General features: G+C 57.1%; 16 protein-coding genes, 1 other RNA gene and 1 pseudogene. 12 read left to right on the top strand and 6 right to left on the bottom strand.

Going from position 1 to position 17,441, the window contains the following annotated elements:
* Positions 1 to 26: 26 nt before the first annotated feature.
* From AWM69_RS18500 to AWM69_RS18490, 3 genes are read right to left on the bottom strand one after another with little or no spacing between them, the layout of a single operon-like run.
* Positions 27 to 344, bottom strand: a complete 318-nt coding sequence (locus AWM69_RS18500) for an RnfH family protein (RefSeq protein ID WP_218727902.1) — start codon at positions 342 to 344, stop codon at positions 27 to 29.
* Positions 337 to 771: a type II toxin-antitoxin system RatA family toxin gene (locus AWM69_RS18495; RefSeq protein WP_218727900.1), complete on the bottom strand. Its 435-nt coding sequence runs from the start codon at positions 769 to 771 to the stop codon at positions 337 to 339. The genes AWM69_RS18500 and AWM69_RS18495 overlap by 8 nt, the downstream gene beginning before the upstream one ends.
* Positions 772 to 778: 7 nt before the next feature.
* On the bottom strand, positions 779 to 2,182 hold the full coding sequence (locus AWM69_RS18490; protein WP_218727898.1) for a sodium-dependent transporter: 1,404 nt from the start codon (positions 2,180 to 2,182) through the stop codon (positions 779 to 781).
* Positions 2,183 to 2,322: 140 nt separating this feature from the next.
* Here AWM69_RS18490 and smpB point away from each other — a divergent pair, with 140 nt between their 5' ends.
* The gene (smpB, locus tag AWM69_RS18485) at positions 2,323 to 2,805 is read left to right on the top strand and encodes an SsrA-binding protein SmpB (protein ID WP_048383611.1); all 483 of its coding nucleotides are present in this window, start codon (positions 2,323 to 2,325) and stop codon (positions 2,803 to 2,805) included.
* Between the two features lie 54 nt (positions 2,806 to 2,859).
* On the opposite strand, the gene AWM69_RS18480 is transcribed toward smpB, so the two are convergent.
* Entirely contained in the window at positions 2,860 to 3,627 is a 768-nt protein-coding gene (locus tag AWM69_RS18480) for a GntR family transcriptional regulator (RefSeq protein WP_218727897.1), read from the bottom strand.
* A 258-nt stretch (positions 3,628 to 3,885) separates the two neighbouring features.
* Between AWM69_RS18480 and AWM69_RS18475 the strand changes: the two genes are divergently transcribed.
* From AWM69_RS18475 to AWM69_RS18430, 10 genes are all read left to right on the top strand, one after another.
* Positions 3,886 to 5,580 carry a lactate permease LctP family transporter gene (locus AWM69_RS18475; protein WP_218727895.1) on the top strand — a complete coding sequence of 565 codons (1,695 nt, stop codon included), beginning with the start codon at positions 3,886 to 3,888 and terminating at the stop codon, positions 5,578 to 5,580.
* A 143-nt stretch (positions 5,581 to 5,723) separates the two neighbouring features.
* Positions 5,724 to 6,548 carry a (Fe-S)-binding protein gene (locus tag AWM69_RS18470; protein WP_218727893.1) on the top strand — a complete coding sequence of 275 codons (825 nt, stop codon included), beginning with the start codon at positions 5,724 to 5,726 and terminating at the stop codon, positions 6,546 to 6,548.
* Positions 6,545 to 8,002 carry a LutB/LldF family L-lactate oxidation iron-sulfur protein gene (locus AWM69_RS18465; RefSeq protein WP_218727892.1) on the top strand — a complete coding sequence of 486 codons (1,458 nt, stop codon included), beginning with the start codon at positions 6,545 to 6,547 and terminating at the stop codon, positions 8,000 to 8,002. The genes AWM69_RS18470 and AWM69_RS18465 overlap by 4 nt, the downstream gene beginning before the upstream one ends.
* The gene (locus AWM69_RS18460; RefSeq protein WP_218727890.1) at positions 8,002 to 8,673 is read left to right on the top strand and encodes a lactate utilization protein; all 672 of its coding nucleotides are present in this window, start codon (positions 8,002 to 8,004) and stop codon (positions 8,671 to 8,673) included. The genes AWM69_RS18465 and AWM69_RS18460 overlap by 1 nt, the downstream gene beginning before the upstream one ends.
* On the top strand, positions 8,670 to 11,474 hold the full coding sequence (locus AWM69_RS18455; RefSeq protein ID WP_218727888.1) for an FAD-binding and (Fe-S)-binding domain-containing protein: 2,805 nt from the start codon (positions 8,670 to 8,672) through the stop codon (positions 11,472 to 11,474). The genes AWM69_RS18460 and AWM69_RS18455 overlap by 4 nt, the downstream gene beginning before the upstream one ends.
* 220 nt (positions 11,475 to 11,694) lie before the next feature.
* Complete coding sequence (locus AWM69_RS18450) at positions 11,695 to 11,976, top strand: hypothetical protein (protein WP_218727887.1); 282 nt, start codon at positions 11,695 to 11,697, stop codon at positions 11,974 to 11,976.
* A gap of 76 nt (positions 11,977 to 12,052) precedes the next feature.
* Positions 12,053 to 12,444: a transfer-messenger RNA gene (gene ssrA, locus AWM69_RS18445) on the top strand.
* A gap of 187 nt (positions 12,445 to 12,631) precedes the next feature.
* On the top strand, positions 12,632 to 12,853 hold the full coding sequence (locus AWM69_RS18440; protein ID WP_373274338.1) for an integrase arm-type DNA-binding domain-containing protein: 222 nt from the start codon (positions 12,632 to 12,634) through the stop codon (positions 12,851 to 12,853).
* A gap of 224 nt (positions 12,854 to 13,077) precedes the next feature.
* On the top strand, positions 13,078 to 13,461 hold the full coding sequence (locus tag AWM69_RS18435; RefSeq protein WP_218727885.1) for a nucleotide pyrophosphohydrolase: 384 nt from the start codon (positions 13,078 to 13,080) through the stop codon (positions 13,459 to 13,461).
* A 24-nt stretch (positions 13,462 to 13,485) separates the two neighbouring features.
* Positions 13,486 to 15,357 carry a DUF2075 domain-containing protein gene (locus AWM69_RS18430; protein WP_218727884.1) on the top strand — a complete coding sequence of 624 codons (1,872 nt, stop codon included), beginning with the start codon at positions 13,486 to 13,488 and terminating at the stop codon, positions 15,355 to 15,357.
* Between the two features lie 73 nt (positions 15,358 to 15,430).
* On the opposite strand, the gene AWM69_RS18425 is transcribed toward AWM69_RS18430, so the two are convergent.
* Complete coding sequence (locus tag AWM69_RS18425) at positions 15,431 to 16,234, bottom strand: HNH endonuclease (protein WP_218727882.1); 804 nt, start codon at positions 16,232 to 16,234, stop codon at positions 15,431 to 15,433.
* Between the two features lie 560 nt (positions 16,235 to 16,794).
* Between AWM69_RS18425 and AWM69_RS18420 the strand changes: the two are divergent.
* Positions 16,795 to 16,884, top strand: a pseudogene (locus tag AWM69_RS18420) (transposase domain-containing protein); the annotation flags it as partial.
* Between the two features lie 54 nt (positions 16,885 to 16,938).
* On the opposite strand, the gene AWM69_RS18415 reads toward AWM69_RS18420, so the two are convergent.
* The gene (locus AWM69_RS18415) at positions 16,939 to 17,376 is read right to left on the bottom strand and encodes an acetyltransferase (protein WP_218727881.1); all 438 of its coding nucleotides are present in this window, start codon (positions 17,374 to 17,376) and stop codon (positions 16,939 to 16,941) included.
* Between the last annotated feature and the right edge of the window lie 65 nt (positions 17,377 to 17,441).

The raw sequence follows: 17,441 nt of genomic DNA, 5'->3' as shown, positions 1-17,441 counted from the left end.
CTTTTTGTTGTCTGCCATTCAGTGCTTCAAGCCTGATTCAATCGTTTGGCCTCGGCTGCTTTAGCAGCACGCAAGCGGCGAATCTCTTTGGGGTCAGCCAATAGTGGACGATAAATTTCGATCCGCTCGCCCGATTTAAGCACCCGGGCTTCAGGTTCGGTCACCTGCTTGCCAAAAATCCCCACCGGACAGGTAGCCAGATCAAGCTCGGGGAACTCGTCCCCTATGCCCGACACACGCACTGCCGCCCGCACTGTCGTGCCTTCGGGTACCAGCAGAGCCATCAGCCGCTGACGATCGACCGCCGCATAGACCACTTCAATCTCAATCACCGGCTCAGCCATGTAACTGCTTGGCGCGCTGGCAAAATGCATCCACCAGCGTATTGGCAGCCTGATTGAACAAAGGACCCAGGGTCGCTTTGACGAGCGCGCCCGCGTAATCAAAGGTCATGTCCAAACTGATTTTGCAGGCTTTCTCACCCAGCGGCTTGAACACCCAAAGGCCGTGCAGCTTGGTGAACGGACCTTCTTCAAGGTTCATTTCAATCGACTGCCCGGGCACCAGCGTATTTCGGGTGACGAAGTGCTGGCTCAAGCCTCCCTTGGCCACCCCCAAACTGGCACGCATCAAAACTTCGGTGCTTTCCAGAACCTCGGCAGACGAGCACCACGGCAGAAACTCCGGATAACGCGCAACATCGTTAACCAGGTCATAGAGCGCCTGTGCCGGGTAAGGCAGCAGCGCGGAACGTTGAATATGTGTAGTCATGTCAGCGTTATTTCCACAGCTGGGCGGCAAACACAATCAGGATGCCGAGTGGCGCCACATAGCGCATCAAAAAAAGAGTCAGGGCGAACAAAACCGGGCTGCGCATCGACAACTCGTCGCGTACCGCGCCACGCCCCATGATCCAGCCGGCGAAGACCACAAAGCACAGCCCGCCCAACGGCAACATGATACGCGAGGTTAAGAAATCGACGACACCAAAGAAATCCAGGCCGCTCGCAGTACCCCACTGATACAGATGGAAGCCCGATTCTTCGCTCACAAAAAACTTGGCCTGCTTCCAGATGTTGAACGAGAACACCGTACCCAGCCCGACAAACCAGCAGCTGAAAGCCAGCCAGAAGGTGACCCATAGGCGCCTGACTTTGGTTCGCTCCACCAGATACGCAACCATGGGCTCAAGCAACGAAATGGCCGAGCTCCAGGCCGCCACCGCCACCAGTACAAAGAACACTACGCCCATCAACTGACCAAACGCCACGTTGCCAAAGGCAAACGGCAAGGTCACGAACATCAGGCCCGGCCCCTCGCTCGGGTTGAGCCCTGACGCGAACACAATTGGAAATAATGCCAGCCCGGCGAGCAATGAGACGAAAGTGTCAATCAACGCTACGCCCACCACGGTTCCGGAGATCGACGCATTTTTGGGCATATATGCGCCATAGATCATGATCGAACCTACGCCCACACTCAGCGAAAAGAACGCATGGCCCATCGCCGCCAGCAAACCGTCGAGTACGCGATCCGGGTTGAAGTCGAACATGAAATGTACGCCTTCCATAAAGTGCCCCGTGGTCATGCTGTAACCCAACAGCACCAGCAACAGCACAAACAGAATCGGCATCATGATCCGCAGACTGCGCTCAAGCCCTGCCACGACGCCTTTTGCAATCACGTACGCGGACAGCAACATAAAGGCGGTATGCCAGAACGTCAGGCGCCAGGGGTTGGAAATGACATCGCTGAAGTACGCACCGACCTGGCCGGCTGTCGCACCTTCAAAGTCGCCCTTGCCCATATTGATGATGTAATCCAGCGACCAGCCGCCCACCACGCTGTAAAAAGACAGGATCAGCAATGCCGTAATCATCCCGGCAAATGCGCCCCACGACCAACGCCCCGAGTGCCCCGCTTCAACTGCCAGCACCTTCAAGGCATTGGCCGGACTCAGCCGCGCCCGTCGCCCGATCAGGGTTTCAGCCAGCATGACAGGAACACCGATCAGCGCGATACACGCCAAAAAAACCAACACAAAAGCGCCGCCACCATAGACGCCAACCATGTAAGGGAATTTCCAGATACTGCCCAAACCCACGGCAGATCCGGTCGCAGCGAGAATAAAGACCCAACGGCTTGCCCAACTGCCGTGGACAGAAACCTTGTCTGTCGACATCGTTACTACGCCCAACCGATCAAAAAAGAGCGCGCATTGTCCGGGATTCACCCTATGTCCTCAAGCACGCAGTCCTTAGCACTCAATCACGCAGGATGCCCGTAGCCGACACGCGCGCAACTGCCTATAATGCCGGCCCTATGGCTAAACAGAAGAAACACCCCACAGGGACCATCGCGCAGAACAAAAAAGCGCGACACGATTACTTCATCGAACATCGGTTCGAGGCTGGTCTGGTCCTGGCCGGCTGGGAAGTAAAAAGTCTGCGTGCAGGCAAGGCACAGCTGGTCGACAGCTATGTGCTGCTCAAAGATGGTGAAGCATGGTTGCTCGGCAGCCATATTGCGCCTCTGACGACCGCCAGCACCCACGTTATCGCCGACCCGACGCGCAGCCGCAAACTGCTGCTTAACCAGCGCGAGCTGGAAAAGCTGTTTGCTTCAGTGCAGCAGAAGGGTTACGCCTGCGTTTGCCTCTCCCTTTACTGGAGCAAGCACTTGATCAAGTGCGAAATTGCCCTGGGTAAAGGCAAGAAGGAATACGACAAGCGTCATACCGAGCGCGAGCGCGACTCTGATCGCGAGTTGCAGCGTGCGGTGCGCAACAAAGGCAAGGAAGACTAGTTCTTCTCAGCCTTCTGCAGGGGCGAGCGTGCTCGTTCCTGCAGGCGTACGCCCTCATAACCCGTTGCGTCGCTCGGCCCGCGCCATGCGCTGCACTTCCTGACGCACCTCCTCCAGCACTTCCTGCACATACAGAATATGCCGACTGGAAATCTCCCGGGCATCGTCTGCCCGCCCCTCGATAATCGCCAGATACAGCTCACGGTGCTGACCGATCAACATGTCGCGCGTTTCACTGCGCTGCTGGTACATGCCACCGATGTTGGTCACGACGTTACGCTTCAACAGGTCAAATAACCCACGAATCGTGTGCAGCAACACGGCGTTATGACTTGCCTCGGCAATGGCCAGATGGAAATTTGCATCCGCCTCGCCCTCTTCTGCCCGGCTCACTTCATCGACCCGGGTGTAACAGTCCTGAAGCCGTTCAAAAGCCACCCGCAAGCGATCCCGGTCCATCTCCGTTGCCCGCGATGCCGCGTAAAAGGCGCATGACGCCTCAAGGGTATGGCGAAACTCAAGTAAATCGCGTTGTGCCTCCGGGTTGCTCTCCAGCAATTGCAGCAGCGGGTCACTGAACGTCGAGCCCAGCGATGTGGCGACGTAGTTACCACCGCCCTGGCGGCTGACCAGCAAGCCCTTGGCTGACAATTTTTGAATCGCTTCGCGCAACGATGGCCGCGACACCCCGAATTGCTCAGCCAGCGCACGTTCAGCCGGAAGACGCTCACCCGACTTCAGCGTGCCCTCGAGAATCATGCCCTCAAGCTGCTCGACAATATCGTCAGACAAACGGCGCTGACGAATTTGATCAAACCCCATAACTGCTCTCCATCATCCCGACCACACGCCGGGCCCTCTATTCTCGCCGATTCGCGCCGCCCTCACACCTGTCAGTGACGCTCCCCAAGACCGAATCAGATGCCCGGCAACGAACACTGCGACCAAAGATTTAGGGGCGGCAAATTGACACATACCACATAAGGCTTTTAACCTAGCCAACAGCGCTTGTAAATTGGTAATACCAATTACCCAACATGCTACGCTGCAACGACCAATAACAATTAGGGGCCACCCCATATGCAAACCTGGCAACAGCTCTATAGTCCGCTCGGCAGTCTCGGTCTGTCCGCACTCGCCGCCGTTATCCCGATTGTGTTTTTCTTTATGGCCTTGGCCGTGTTCCGTCTCAAAGGACACGTCGCTGGCAGCATTACGCTTGCCCTGTCGATTCTGGTGGCCATTTTCGCCTTCCAGATGCCTGTCGACATGGCCTTCGCAGCAGCGGGCTATGGATTTGCCTACGGCCTTTGGCCGATTGCATGGATCATCGTTGCCGCGGTGTTCCTCTACAAACTGACCGTCAAGAGCGGCCAGTTCGAAATCATCCGCAGCTCCGTACTGTCGATCACTGACGACCAACGCCTGCAAGTGCTGCTGATCGGCTTCTGCTTCGGCGCGTTCCTTGAAGGCGCTGCCGGTTTCGGTGCACCGGTCGCCATTACCGCTGCCCTGCTGGTAGGCCTGGGTTTCAACCCGCTGTACGCCGCCGGGTTGTGCCTGATTGCCAACACCGCCCCCGTGGCCTTTGGCGCGCTGGGCATTCCGATCATCGTCGCCGGCCAGGTCACGGGGATCGACGCGTTCAAGATCGGCGCCATGGCCGGCCGTCAATTGCCGCTGCTGTCACTGTTCGTACCGTTCTGGCTGGTGTTCATGATGGACGGCCTGCGTGGCGTACGCGAAACCTGGCCAGCCGCCCTGGTGGCGGGCCTGAGTTTCGCCGTGACCCAGTACTTCACCTCGAACTACATTGGCCCGGAGCTGCCGGATATTACTTCGGCCCTTGCCTCCCTGATCAGCCTGACGCTGTTCCTGAAAGTCTGGCAGCCTAAACGCACTGCAGGCGCGCAGATTGCGGGTGTCAGCTCTGACGTAGCCGTTACCGCCAGCGTCGGTGGTTTCGGCAAGCCAAGTAACCTGATGGCTTCGCCTTACTCCTTGCTGCAAATCCTCAAGGCCTGGTCGCCGTTCTTGATCCTGACCGTGCTGGTTACCATCTGGACCCTGAAACCGTTCAAAGCCATGTTCTCGCCGGGCGGTTCGATGTACGGCTGGGTGTTCAACTTTGCGATCCCGCACCTCGATCAACTGGTGGTCAAGGTCGCGCCGATCGTGAATAGCCCGACCGCCATTGCGGCCGTGTTCAAACTTGACCCGATTTCAGCCACGGGCACAGCGATCTTCTTCTCTGCGCTCATCTCGATGCTGGTTCTTAAAATCAACATCAAGACTGGTCTGACCACTTTGAAAGAGACCTTTTTTGAACTGCGCTGGCCGATCCTGTCCATCGGTATGGTGCTGGCCTTTGCCTTCGTAACCAACTACTCGGGCATGTCCTCGACCATGGCGCTGGTTCTGGCAGGCACAGGGGCGGCATTCCCGTTCTTCTCGCCGTTCCTCGGCTGGCTGGGCGTATTCCTGACGGGTTCCGACACCTCGTCCAACGCACTGTTCAGCTCGCTGCAGGCCACCACTGCACACCAGATCGGTGTCAGCGACACCTTGATGGTGGCCGCGAACACCAGCGGCGGCGTGACTGGCAAAATGATTTCCCCGCAGTCCATTGCCGTTGCCTGTGCCGCCACCGGCCTGGTGGGCAAAGAGTCCGACCTGTTCCGCTTTACCCTGAAGCACAGTCTGTTCTTCGCCACGATCGTCGGCCTGATCACCCTGGCTCAGGCGTATTGGTTCACCGGCATGCTGGTGCATTAATAAATAGCGCTATGGTTACAGCACGTTAAGGGCGCCGGACTCAACGTCGGCGCCAGCCATTCAATACCCGGTCTGCCCCTGCGGCGAAAGCGATAAGCCATCGCTGGGGCAGACACATAACCGGGACCACCCGGAGACGCCTGATGAGCGAGCTTTTCTACAACGCCGTGCCTAACGCGACCCGCGTCGCCCCGCCCCTGCCCACACCGCGCCGCTATCCCGAGCAAAAGCCACGCAAGGTCTACCTGTTTGGCACCTGCGTGGTCGACCTGTTCTACCCCGAAGCAGGGATGGATGCGATTCACCTGATCGAGCGCGAAGGTATCGAAGTCGACTACCCGCAAGGTCAAAGCTGCTGCGGCCAACCGGCCTACACGTCGGGTTATACCGATCAGGCACGCGAAGTCGCTCGCTCCCAACTGGCGCTGTTCGCCGAAGATTACCCTGTGGTCGTGCCGTCCGGCTCTTGCGCCGGCATGCTGCGCGAACACTATGAAGACCTGTTCAAAGACGAGCCCGACACACTGAAAAAAGTCCACGCGCTGGCCGAGCGCACCTTTGAACTGACCGAGTTCCTGCTGTTTGTGTGCAAGGTGCAATTCAAGGACAGCGGCGCACCGGTCAAAGTCGCGCTGCACACTTCATGCTCGGCCCGTCGTGAAATGAACACCCACCTGCACGGTCGCGAACTGTTGGCGCAATTGAGCAATGTCGAGCGCATCGACCACAGCCACGAAAGTGAGTGCTGCGGCTTTGGCGGGACATTCAGCGTACGCATGCCGGATATTTCCGGGGCGATGGTCGCTGACAAAACCCGCTCGCTGATTGAAACCGGCGCGCACCAGGTGCTCAGCGCCGACTGCGGCTGCCTGATGAACATCAATGGCTCGCTGGAAAAACAGAAACAAGCCCTGCGCGGCCAGCACCTGGCCAGCTTTCTGTGGAACCGTACCGGAGGTGAGCAATGAGCAGCAGCACACTGATTCCCACCGTTGCCGTGGAAGAAGACTTCCGCGAGCGCGCCCACGAAGCGTTAGGCGACAAACAACTGCGAAACAACTTTCGCAGTGCTATGGATTCGCTGATGACCAAACGCGCCGCGTCCTTCAGTGATGCCCATGAGCGCGAACATCTGCGGGCACTGGGCAACGCAGTGCGGGCCCGAGCCCTGTCCAAGCTGCCCGAACTGCTTGAACGGCTGGAAGCCAACCTGACCCGCAACGGCGTGCAGGTGCACTGGGCTGAAACCGTCGATGAAGCCAACGAGATCGTCATGTCGATTGCCCGCCGGCGTTCAGCCAGGCAAGTCATCAAGGGCAAGTCCATGGTCAGCGAAGAGATGGAGATGAACCACGTGCTCGGCGCCCAGGGCATTGAATGCCTTGAGTCCGACATGGGCGAGTACATCGTTCAACTCGACAACGAAAAGCCGTCCCACATCATCATGCCCGCGATCCACAAAAACGCCGGGCAAGTGGCCGACTTGTTTCACGAAAAGCTCGGCGTGGAATACACCAAGGACGTCGACCAACTGATCCAGATCGGGCGTCGTGTCCTGCGTCAGAAGTTCTTTGAAGCTGACATCGGCGTGTCCGGAGTCAACTTCGCCGTCGCTGAAACCGGCACCCTGCTGCTGGTCGAAAACGAAGGCAATGGTCGCATGTCGACCACCGTGCCCCCGGTCCACATTGCCGTGACCGGCATCGAGAAGGTCGTCGAAAACCTGCGCGATGTGGTACCGCTGGTATCGTTGCTGACCCGTTCGGCCCTTGGCCAACCGATCACCACCTACGTCAATATGATCTCCGGCCCGCGCAAGCCCGGCGAGCTGGATGGCCCGGAAGAAGTGCACCTGGTACTGCTCGACAACGGTCGCAGCCAGGCCTTTGCCGACAGTGAACTGCGCCAGACCCTGAACTGCATTCGCTGCGGTGCCTGCATGAACCATTGCCCGGTTTACACCCGCATCGGCGGCCATGCCTACGGCGAGGTGTACCCCGGTCCGATCGGCGCGATCATCACGCCGCACATGGTGGGCCTGGCGAAAGTTCCGGATCACCCGAGCGCCTCGTCGCTGTGCGGTGCATGTGGCGAAGTGTGCCCGGTAAAAATTCCGATTCCCGCCCTGCTGCGCCGTCTGCGCGAAGAGAACGTCAAGGCGCCGGACAGCTCGCCTCGCATCATGCGTGGCCAAGGCAGCAAGTATTCACGTAAAGAGCGCTTGATCTGGAACATGTGGGCCAGGCTCAACAGCTCACCCACGCTGTACCGCGTCTTTCTCAAGGCCGCCACTCGTCTGCGCGGACTGACCCCGAACAATGTCGGGCCGTGGACGCAAAACCACAGCGCCCCTAAACCCGCAGCCCGTTCGCTACACGATATGGCCCGCGAACACATGGCTAAAAAGTCGGGAGACCAGTGATGAGCGCCAAGCAGAACATCCTCAACAAACTGCGCAACAGCCTGACCGGCACCACACCGGTCCCTGACGATTTCGACGTAGCGCTGGTGACCGAGCCCTGGACTTACACACCGGAGCAGCGCATCCCGCAACTGCGCAAGTTGATGGAAGCCGTGCATACCGAAATTCATCTCAGCACCGAGCAGGGCTGGCCCGCCTTGCTCGCGCAACTGGTGACAGACCGACAGTTGCCAAGCCTGCTGATCGCCCCGACGACCCCTCACGGGCAAAAAGTGACCGCGCACTGGGCACAAAACCCTGCACTGCCTGCACTCAAGGCCTACGACCGACGCGTAGAAGAGTGGAAGGACGAGTTGTTCAACGACACGCCTGCCAGCCTCACGAACACCCTGGGTGCGATTGCTGCCACCGGCAGCCTGATCATGTGGCCGACGCCTGAAGAACCACGGCTGATGAGCCTGGTGCCGCCCGTGCATTTCGCCCTGCTCAAGGCCAGTGAAATCCGCGACAACTTCTATCAAGTACAACGCGAAATGAACTGGGCCGCAGGCATGCCCACCAACGCTTTACTGGTATCCGGCCCGTCGAAAACCGCCGACATCGAGCAAGTGCTGGCCTACGGTGCCCACGGTCCGAAAGACTTGGTGGTGCTGATCCTGGAGGACGCATGAGCCTGCCTGCCGCCTTTATCCGTGATGCTGAACGGCTGATCCCGCAGGACCGGCGTTTTACCGATGCCCTTTCGACGCTGGCATTCGGCACCGACGCGAGTTTTTACCGGCTGATCCCCAAGCTGGTGATCCGCGTCGAGTCCGAAGACGAAGTGGTCGAGCTGTTGCGACTGGCCCGTCGTGACCAGGTGCCGGTGACCTTCCGCGCTGCGGGCACCAGTTTGTCCGGCCAGGCCATCAGCGACTCGGTCCTGATTGTGCTGGGGGATAACTGGAACGCGAAAGAAATCCGCGGCCAGGGTACCCAGATACGCTTGCAGCCCGGCGTTATTGGCGCACAGGCCAATGCCTGGCTGGCCCCGTTCGGGCGCAAGATCGGCCCCGACCCGGCCTCGATCAACGCCTGCAAAATTGGCGGAATCGTCGCCAATAACGCCAGCGGCATGTGCTGTGGCACCGCGCAAAACACCTATCACACCCTGGCAGGCTTGCGTGTGGTGCTGGCCGATGGCACCCGGGTCGACACCGAAGACGCGGCCAACATCGCGGCCTTTCGTCAAAGCCACGGGCCATTGCTCGAACAGCTGGCAACATTGGCCCGCCAAACCCGCGCCAATTCTGAATTAGCCGCAAAAATTCGCCACAAGTACCGTCTGAAAAACACCACAGGCCTGTCACTCAACGCCCTGGTGGATTTCGACGACCCGCTGGATATTCTCAGCCACTTGCTGGTGGGCAGCGAAGGCACACTGGGCTTTATCAGCTCGGTCACTTACGACACGGTCATCGATCACCCGAACAAAGCGTCGGCGCTGATCGTGTTCCCGGACGTGGAAACCTGCTGCACCGCCGTCACCGTGCTCAAAAGCCAGCCGGTGTCCGCCGTTGAACTGCTGGACCGGCGCAGCCTGCGCTCCGTCCAGGACAAACCCGGAATGCCGGCGTTCGTACAGCAACTGTCGGCCAATGCCTGCGCCCTGCTGATCGAATCCCGCGCCGCCTCGCGCACCTTGTTGCACGAGCAACTGGGGCAAATCATGGCTTCGCTCGCGGCCTTCCCGGTCGAGAAACAAGTGGATTTCACCGAAGACCCGGCCGAAAACGCCAAGCTCTGGGCGATCCGCAAAGACACCTTCCCGGCCGTCGGCGCGGTGCGCAAAACCGGGACCACGGTGATCATCGAAGACGTGACCTTCCCGGTTGAACAACTGGCCATCGGCGTCAACCGCCTGATCGCGCTGTTCGACAAACACCACTATGACGAAGCCATCCTGTTCGGCCATGCGCTGGAGGGTAACCTGCACTTTGTCTTCACTCAGGGCTTCAACAACCCTGAAGAAGTGGCGCGCTACGAAGCGTTCATGGACGACGTGGCGCAATTGGTGGCCGTGGAATTCGGCGGTTCACTCAAGGCCGAACACGGCACCGGTCGCAATATGGCGCCGTTTGTCGAGCTGGAATGGGGCAGCGATGCCTACCAGTTGATGTGGCAGCTCAAGCGCTTGCTCGACCCGCAGGGCATTCTCAACCCCGACGCGGTGCTCAGCGAAGACCCGCACATCCACCTCAAGCACCTCAAACCCATGCCCGCCGCCGACGAGATTGTGGATAAGTGCATCGAATGCGGGTTTTGCGAACCGGTGTGCCCTTCCAAAGGCCTGACCCTCAGCCCGCGCCAGCGGATTGTGATCTGGCGCGATATCCAGGCGAAAAAACGTGCAGGCATCGACACCCGTGAGCTGGAAGCAGCCTACGCCTACCAGGGCATCGATACCTGCGCAGCGACCGGGTTATGCGCCCAGCGTTGTCCTGTAGGCATCAACACCGGCGAGCTGGTGAAAAAGCTCCGTGCGCGCAGTGCCGATAACGTGAAAACCGCCGAGTGGCTGGCCAGCCATTTTGCAACCTCGCTGCAAGGGGCCCGCTTCACCCTGCACGTGGCCAATGGCGCGCGCATGCTGCTCGGGGCTCCACGGCTGACGAAACTGTCCGCCGCACTGACCCGCGCCAGTAAAGGCCGGGTACCGCTGTGGACCAACGCCATGCCCCAGCCGGAACGCGCGATTCGCTTCAGCCCGCAAGTGCTGGATGTACGGCCGCGGGTGGTGTACCTGGCGGCCTGCGTGTCGCGGGTCATGGGCCCCGCTGCCGGGGACGGCGAACAAATGTCGCTGCAGGCAAAAACCCGCGGCCTGCTGGAAAAAGCCGGCTATCAGGTGATATTCCCCGACAATCTCGACAACCTCTGCTGTGGTCAGCCTTTTGCGTCCAAAGGCTACACCGAACAAGCCGAGCACAAACGTCAGGAGCTGATTGACGCGCTGCTGCAGGCCAGCCGTGGCGGGCTTGATCCGATCTACTGCGACACCAGCCCGTGCACCTTGCGCCTGGTGCAGGACATCGGCGAAACCCGCCTCGACCTGTATGACCCGGTACGCTTCATCCGCACCCATCTGGTGGACAAACTCAACTTCACGCCACAACAGGCCCCCATTGCCGTTCACGTCACCTGCAGCACCCAGCACCTGGGTGAAAGCCAGGCGCTGATCGACATTGCGCGGCTGTGCAGCCACGACGTCGTAATCCCCGAAGGCATCCATTGCTGTGGCTTTGCCGGCGACAAAGGCTTCACCACGCCGGAGTTGAATGCCCACTCGCTGCGCACCTTGAAAGAGGCCGTGCAACATTGCAGCGAAGGGATTTCCACCAGCCGCACCTGTGAGATCGGTTTGAGCCAGCACGGCGGAATCGATTACCACAGCCTGGTGTACCTCGTAGACCGGGTGACCCACGCCCGTTAAACCGCCGCTGCAACAGCCTTGCCTCGCGATAGCATCACCGCCGCATCCGCGGATAACGTGGTCCCTGCATCGCGAGACAGGCCCACCTCTGCAGAGTGATAGCAAAATAAAAGCAAAGCCCTTGAGCGCAGCTATATTCAATAGGCTTAACGCCCTTGCATTGGGGCATATCACGGCACCTGACGACACAGGGCCTTATCTCTGCACAAGGAGTTTTTCCATGAAGCGTACCGCTCTTGCTGGCTTGTTTATCGCTGCTGCAATGCTGACGTCTCCCGTGTTTGCGAGTGAAAGCCTGTGCGACATCAACCTGCAAAAAATCAAGGACACGGTGGTCAGCACTGAAGTCATGAGCGAAGACTTGAAAAGCGACATCAATGAACTGGTAGCAGAAGCCCAGACCGAAAAAGCCAAAGGCACTGAGGAAGGTGAGAAAAATTGCACCTCACTGACCTCCCAAGCCCTCCAGAAACTCCAGAACAACACCAAAGGCGGTCAGTAAGCCTTTGTTGAGGTTGGCCTTCTGCGTCGGATTGGCGTAGACTCGTCTAGCTTGCTGGTTATACACAGCAAGCATCGGGGCCGTTTAGGATTCGACGCCGGTTGCGAAACTCTAGGTGCATGCCGAGTTGGTAACAGAACTCGTAAATCCACTGTTGCAACTACTTATAGTTGCCAATGACGAAACCTACGAGGGTCAAGCTCTCGCAGCGTAAGCTGCCTTAGCCATCCTCCTGGTACCTTCGGGTCCAGCAATCACTAGGGGATGCCTGTAAACCTGAAGTGATTGTCATATAGAACAGGATCGCCGTGCAGTACGTTGTGGACGAATCGGCTAAAACTTACACAACTCGCCCAAAGCACCCTGCCCTTCGGGTCGCTGAGGGTTAACTTAATAGAAACGGCTAAGCATGTAGTACCGACAGCGGAGTACTGGCGGACGGGGGTTCAAATCCCCCCGGCTCCACCAAATTTACATCTAAAGACGTCCACGGACGTCTTTTTTTGTGCCTGAAATCCAGTGAATACGCGGCTTCCAGCGCTTTTGCGGTCTTTTGAGAGTTTTGGAGTACCAGCCGTTCGGGTATTCCAGGCGGTATTCCAGCTCGCCCGGAGCTAATCTTTGGAATACCGAATCAGTGCTTGAGGACAATCTCATGCCTGCTCAAAACCTCCGCCTCTCCGATCGTCAACTCAAGGGAGTCAAACCCGCGTCCAAGGATTACGTCCTCACGGACGGTGACGGTTCGCAGCTCCGCGTACGCAGCAACGGCTCGTTGCTGTGGAGTTTCAACTACCGCGAACCGATGACCAAGAAGCGCATCAACATCGGCTTGCCATCACCTGCTAGCCCAGAAACGGCCCATTCTGCAAACTAACGAACAGAGGGAAAAAGGCCGCTAGTCGGTGGGCATGGGGGTCGTCGCGGCCTGCTTAGCAACGCTCAAAGTATCTAGCGAATACTGGCAAGCAATGCGGCCTTCAGAGAGCGTGTGAGAAAAAACACAAAAAAGCTGCGCAAGCGGCGAAAACTCTTACAATCTTACGCTAGATTTCCTACACATTTTTTTTGCCCCCTCCCCGATACTCAAGAGATAGCCCCGTGAGTGACTCAGACAGCTCATCCGCGCCACTGGTTGACGTAGTGAAGCTTGCCGCATCCCTTCAGCGTTTCGCAGATGATCGCGACTGGCATCAGTTCCACTCCCCAAAAAATCTCATCTTGGCGCTCACTGGCGAGGTAGGAGAGCTGTGCGAAATTTTCCAATGGATGAGCGATGCCGATTCGCTCTCCGTAGCTAAAGATCCCGAAATCAGCCTAGCCGTAAAAGACGAACTGGCGGACGTACTGATGTACCTGGTTCGCCTGAGCAGCGTGCTCGGCATCGACCTCAACGAGGCGGTGACACGGAAACTCGCCTCGAACGGCCAGAAGTACCCCGTGGATAAAGCCAAAAGCAGCAGCAAAAAGTACGACCGACTCTGAACAACTCGAATCTAAGGACAGCCCGTGATCGTCTACGCTGCGACCAAACAGCAATTTCTTAAAGACAACGATAACGATGACATTGAGGAGGTGATCCTCAGGCATTTCAAGGAAGCCACCGGCAAGACCGTTGGCAGGTCGGAAGTCAGGTCGTGGCAAGGATCTCTAACGTATATGGCCAAGGTCCTTAGGGATGAAGGCCTGCCGAGCGACGCGGGCCTGGCCATTGAGCTGCACATTCCGCAGTCGTCGAAGCGAATCGATTTTCTGCTCACCGGTCGCGACGAAAATCAGGCAAAAAAAGCCGTCTTGATCGAATTGAAACAATGGAGCAAGGCCAGCGCCACTACCAAGGATGCCATCGTCAAAACGGCATTGGGTGGCGGCCTCGTTGAGACCATTCACCCGTCCTATCAAGTATGGTCATACGCCGCTCTGCTGGAGGGCTTCAACGAGGCGGTGTATGACAAAAGCATCGAGATCCGTCCGTGTGCCTACCTTCATAACTACGTCAGCGACGGCATCATCGACTCAGCTCACTACGAGCCCCACATCAGCAAAGCACCACTGTTCCTGAAAGGGCCGAATGAGCTCACCAAACTCAGAAGCTTCCTGAAAAAGCATATTGCTCACGGCGACAACAAAGAGGTTCTCTACGAACTGTCCGATGGGAAAATCCGTCCGTCCAAAGCGCTAGCCGAAGCCCTCGAAGGGCTGATGACAGGCAAGCCAGAGTTCGTATTGATTGACGATCAAAAAGCAATTTTTGAATCAGCGCTTGCGGCAGCAAGCGAAGCCTCGGACCAGGCACCAAAGGTGCTGATCATTGAGGGGGGGCCGGGCACCGGGAAAACTGTTCTGGCTATCAATTTACTGGTGAGGCTCACAGAATTGAGGCTGTTAAGCAAATATGTCTCGAAGAATGCCGCCCCACGCAAGGTCTACGAAAGCAAACTGGTTGGCACCATCAAACGCAGCCATTTCTCGAATTTCTTTTCAGGCTCTGGGGCGTTCATCGACACTGAGCCCAACACATTCGATGCGCTTATCGTGGACGAAGCCCACCGACTGAATGAGAAAAGCGGGCTTTATGGGAACCTTGGCGAAAACCAGATCAAGGAGCTGATTGAATCAGCGAAATGCTCAATTTTCTTCATCGATGAAGATCAGCGTGTGACCCTGAGCGACATAGGCAGCAAGCAGGCAATACGCGCCTTTGCCAAAGCCAAGGGTGCTGTGGTCGAGGAATATGTGCTGTCTTCACAGTTTCGCTGCAGTGGTTCTGACGGTTACATGGCATGGCTGGATGACGTGCTTGGCATTCGCTCGACAGCAAATCCGACGCTCAACACCTCGGAGTACGAGTTCAAGGTATTCGACTCACCTCAGGCGCTGCATGACGCCATTGACGAGAAAAACCATGGAAACAAGGCTCGTGTGGTCGCGGGCTATTGCTGGCCGTGGCTCAGCAAGAAAGACTCCAAGGCCACTGACATCGTTATCGGCAATGACTACGCACGCCAATGGAATCTGGATCAGGATGGCAGCTTGTGGATCATCGCTGAGAATTCCATTGAACAGGTCGGTTGTATCCACACCTGCCAAGGGCTGGAAGTTGATTATATTGGAGTGATCATCGGACCAGATCTAGTCGTGCGTGATGGGCAGGTGGTAACGTCGCCGCATGAGCGAGATAAGAACGATAAATCGATTCGTGGCTGGAAGAAGTTGATGAAGGAGCAACCTGCTCTGGCGCAGCAAGATACAGACCTGATCATCAAAAACACGTATCGAACATTGATGACTCGTGGGATGAAAGGCTGCTACCTATACTGTACTGATCAGGAAACCGCGCAATACTTTGAGAGCCGACTTGCCAGGCACAGTAACGGCTGATGGGCCCGCCAGTAGGATGTCACTATCCAGGGTTCAGCCTCACAAAAAAACGTAGGTTGAACACAGCAGAAAACTAAGGCTCGATTACCCATCGCCCGCGCAACATTCCTTTCAGCTCATCAACGCTCAGAGTCATATGCCGCTTGCGATGGACAACCGCGTGACAGTTCGCGCACAACGTAACGAGGTCAGTCTCAGGATTCACGGATTTCTCACCACCAAAGTCAGAAATCGGCACTATATGGTGAACGTGAATGAACCCCTTCGCGTGCTCGCCATACGCCTGTTCGAAATCAAAGCCACATGCCTTGCAGTCAAGGCCGTGGATAGCAATGGCCTTCACCCTCAGATCTTTCCGGCGCTCGTAGCGGGTTCCAAAGTAACTTAATTTGCTGCCTTCATTGGCCGATTCAAAGGTCAATGGATCGCCTTCGGAATTTGGTGCGACCTGGTCAGCCTGGGAAGACAGGAGCTTCGCATGACTTAGGATTGCATCGTAATCCAGTTGGGAAATGGACCGAACCCCGTCACGCCAATAGTTGTTCACTCGAGTAGCGGGGATCGTCTCTAGGTACACTCCGTTAATTTTCGAGGGGATAGCGTCTTCAAACGGAGTGAAGTTTTCGATCAAAGCAAAAAGGTCACCCTTATCACTCCTCCGGTCTGCGTAGACCTTGCCGATGCGTGCCATACCAAAATAATGCGGATCGGCGCTGAGGCGGACAGAAGCAAAGGTTTTGTCCTTGATGCGTCCTTTGTAATAGATCACTTCGGTTCCTTCAGCAAGCCAGGCTTGGTACCGCTTGGGGAAATGATAGACAGCACCGGTTTCGTCTTGCCATTGCGATGTGTCGTTTTCAACGATGACTGCGGGCATTCCATTTCCTCTAGACTGATGGCAAAAGCCTACCAAAAATGAGGAAGTTTCTTACAAGATATTTAAAGATTTACATCCTTGCTTAACGTCAGCTCCGCTCTGGTGAACTCATACCACCGATCGTGGTGAGTATCGCCCGGTAGAGCGGTATTCCAATTGGTATTCCAGCAACAATTTAAGATTATTATTCTTTATATAAATTAATAAGATGAGAAAGCTTTTCAGCTTCCCCCGGCCCCACCAAATATCTGTCTCAGACAGTCTGCGAAACACCCAAGAAGCCCGCCCCGTGCGGGCTTTCTTGTTTCTGGCTATCCGTTCCTGTCTCCCTCTACACCTTCCCGCCGTGTATCTCCCCTGAACATAACGAGTCGTACCCTGTGTGCTCGCCACTGCCAACCCTGCTCGCACTCGCAATATGCGCCGACAGGCTCAAGTGTGCGGCCGCTACGGCTGAACCAGCTACCGCGCTGGCCTGACGGCACGGCGACCACAGCAGCCTGTGTCTGCCTCAACGCATGGCTGAATGAGCGTGGCGGCGCCGGTAACGGTGAAGGGAGGCGTATCTGAAAGATGTTCTAACGCGGCTGCCGATGCAGCGGGCCAGTGAGATCGGGCAATTGCTACCGCATCAATGGATGCTGACCTGATGGGTTATGAATCGCTCCGAAGCGCAAGCTTAGGAGCGATTCACGATTAAAGCCCTAGCCGGGCAGGCTCAAGTGTAGCAACGGGAAGGGGCGGCCCTCGCCATCCAGCGGGGAACGACCTGTTTGAACAAACCCGTAATGTAAATAGAAGCCTACCGCTTCGCGGTTCTGCTCATTCACGTCAACACTCATCGGATTGCGAGAGCTGCGGGCATGATTCAACAGCGCGCGGCCAATACCTTTCCCTCGCAGGTCTGGCTCGATAAAGAGCATTTCTACGTGGTTTTCATTGAGCCCGATAAAGCCTGTCGGATTGTCCTCGGTATTTACCGCAACCCATAATTCAACAGCGGGTAGGTAGATATCGCGGAGCTGAGGAAGCAATGCCTCAATATCGGATTCTTGCAGGAAGTGATGTGTGGCGCGAACAGAGCGCAGCCAAATGTTGAGCAGTTGCGGGTGGTCGGCATTAGTCGCCTGACGAATGATCATAGAATCATCCTTTACACTGGATATCGGAAATGAGGCGCGCTTGAAGATAGCGACCGTATAAGTGT

It is taken from the genome of Pseudomonas sp. D1HM (assembly GCF_019266105.1).
GTDB lineage: Bacteria > Pseudomonadota > Gammaproteobacteria > Pseudomonadales > Pseudomonadaceae > Aquipseudomonas > Aquipseudomonas taetrolens.
Note: the sequence above shows the minus strand (reverse complement) of the source record. Positions and strands in the feature narration are given on the sequence as shown.

Excerpts from the sequence above, each read along its gene's own strand:
- AWM69_RS18500 (WP_218727902.1), bottom strand. The coding sequence starts at position 344 with ATGGCTGAGCCGGTGATTGAGATTGAAGTGGTCTATGCGGCGGTCGAT.
- AWM69_RS18495 (WP_218727900.1), bottom strand. The coding sequence starts at position 771 with ATGACTACACATATTCAACGTTCCGCGCTGCTGCCTTACCCGGCACAG.
- AWM69_RS18490 (WP_218727898.1), bottom strand. The coding sequence starts at position 2,182 with ATGTCGACAGACAAGGTTTCTGTCCACGGCAGTTGGGCAAGCCGTTGG.
- smpB (WP_048383611.1), top strand. The coding sequence starts at position 2,323 with ATGGCTAAACAGAAGAAACACCCCACAGGGACCATCGCGCAGAACAAA.
- AWM69_RS18480 (WP_218727897.1), bottom strand. The coding sequence starts at position 3,627 with ATGGGGTTTGATCAAATTCGTCAGCGCCGTTTGTCTGACGATATTGTC.
- AWM69_RS18475 (WP_218727895.1), top strand. The coding sequence starts at position 3,886 with ATGCAAACCTGGCAACAGCTCTATAGTCCGCTCGGCAGTCTCGGTCTG.
- AWM69_RS18470 (WP_218727893.1), top strand. The coding sequence starts at position 5,724 with ATGAGCGAGCTTTTCTACAACGCCGTGCCTAACGCGACCCGCGTCGCC.
- AWM69_RS18465 (WP_218727892.1), top strand. The coding sequence starts at position 6,545 with ATGAGCAGCAGCACACTGATTCCCACCGTTGCCGTGGAAGAAGACTTC.
- AWM69_RS18460 (WP_218727890.1), top strand. The coding sequence starts at position 8,002 with ATGAGCGCCAAGCAGAACATCCTCAACAAACTGCGCAACAGCCTGACC.
- AWM69_RS18455 (WP_218727888.1), top strand. The coding sequence starts at position 8,670 with ATGAGCCTGCCTGCCGCCTTTATCCGTGATGCTGAACGGCTGATCCCG.
- AWM69_RS18450 (WP_218727887.1), top strand. The coding sequence starts at position 11,695 with ATGAAGCGTACCGCTCTTGCTGGCTTGTTTATCGCTGCTGCAATGCTG.
- AWM69_RS18440 (WP_373274338.1), top strand. The coding sequence starts at position 12,632 with ATGCCTGCTCAAAACCTCCGCCTCTCCGATCGTCAACTCAAGGGAGTC.
- AWM69_RS18425 (WP_218727882.1), bottom strand. The coding sequence starts at position 16,234 with ATGCCCGCAGTCATCGTTGAAAACGACACATCGCAATGGCAAGACGAA.
- AWM69_RS18415 (WP_218727881.1), bottom strand. The coding sequence starts at position 17,376 with ATGATCATTCGTCAGGCGACTAATGCCGACCACCCGCAACTGCTCAAC.